General features: G+C 73.0%; 1 protein-coding gene and 1 pseudogene. Both read left to right on the top strand.

The features are described 5' to 3' along the window. A pseudogene (locus tag R6V09_RS52710) lies at positions 1-250 on the top strand (DNA polymerase III subunit gamma and tau); the annotation flags it as partial. 168 nt (positions 251-418) lie between these two features. Next, positions 419-1576: phosphoribosylamine--glycine ligase (purD, locus tag R6V09_RS52705; protein ID WP_317888489.1), on the top strand; the 1158-nt coding region annotated here is incomplete at its 3' end.

Genomic DNA, 1576 nt, shown 5'->3' with positions numbered 1-1576 from the left:
CCCGGCATCCCCGCAGCCCACCCCCGCCTCCGCGCCCGCACCCACGCACACCACGAACTCACCCTCGGCACAGGCGCCCACCCGACCCCAGCCCCCTGCCGCCCCCTCCCCGGCCCCCCGCACCGTCTCCGCGGAGGACGACACCCCTGAGGACGACGATCCCGACCTCGACGAGTCGGCCCTCTCCGGCCACGAACTGATCGTCCGGGAACTGGGAGCAACGGTGATGGAGGAGTTCACCAACGAGTAGCCCCGCCTCTGCACCCCGCCCCACCCCAATCCCTCAGGGGCGCGGGGAACTGCGCGACCAGCCCCCACTCACCCGCACTCCGCACCCAACCCAAACCACCCACCCCCAACCCGGCCCCACCCCCCGCCCCGACCCACCCCACCCTCACCGTGACCTAGGCTGACCCCCGTGAAGGTCCTCGTCATTGGTACCGGCGCCCGCGAACACGCCCTGTGCCGTTCTCTGTCCCTCGACCCCGACGTCACCGCGCTGCACTGCGCCCCCGGCAACGCCGGCATCGCCGAGGTCGCCGAGCTGCACCAGGTCGACGCCCTCGACGGCGCCGCCGTAGCCGCGCTGGCCACGGAGCTCGGTGCCGAGCTGGTCGTGGTCGGTCCGGAGGCACCCCTCGTCGCCGGGGTCGCCGACGCCGTGCGCGAGGCGGGTATCCCGGTCTTCGGCCCCTCCGGGGAGGCCGCGCAGCTGGAGGGCTCCAAGGCCTTCGCCAAGGAAGTGATGGCGGCGGCCGGTGTCCCCACCGCCCGCTCGTATGTCTGTACGACCCCGGAAGAGGCCGCGGAGGCTCTCGACGCCTTCGGTGGGCCGTACGTCGTGAAGGACGACGGACTGGCCGCCGGCAAGGGTGTCGTGGTGACCGACGACCTCGACGCGGCGAAGGCGCACGCAGGCGCCTGTGAGCGGGTCGTCATCGAGGAGTTCCTCGACGGACCCGAGGTGTCGCTCTTCGCGATCACCGACGGTGTGACCGTCCTCCCGCTCCAGCCCGCGCAGGACTTCAAGCGCGCCCTGGACGGCGACGAGGGTCCGAACACCGGCGGCATGGGCGCGTACTCCCCGCTGCCGTGGGCCGACCCGAAGCTGGTGGACGAGGTCATGCAGACCGTCCTCCAGCCGACCGTGGACGAGATGCGCCGCCGCGGCACCCCCTTCTCCGGCCTCCTCTACGCCGGTCTCGCGATCACCTCGCGCGGTGTGCGGGTCATCGAGTTCAACGCCCGTTTCGGCGACCCGGAGACCCAGGTGGTCCTGGCCCGCCTGAAGACCCCGCTGGCCGGTGTCCTGCTCGCCTCCGCGAACGGCACCCTCGACGACCTGGCCCCCCTGCGCTGGAGCGAGGACGCGGCGGTCACCGTCGTCATCGCCTCGCACAACTACCCGGGCACCCCGCGCACCGGCGACCCGATCACCGGCCTCGACGAGGTGGCCGCGCAGGACGCCCCGCACGCCTACGTGCTGCACGCCGGGACAAAGTACGACGGCGACGACGTCGTCAGCGCGGGCGGCCGGGTCCTGTCCGTCACGGCGACCGGCACCGACCTCACGCAG

This window comes from Streptomyces sp. W16, assembly GCF_033194735.1.
Lineage (GTDB): Bacteria > Actinomycetota > Actinomycetes > Streptomycetales > Streptomycetaceae > Streptomyces.
This window is presented reverse-complemented; position numbering and strand designations above follow the sequence as displayed.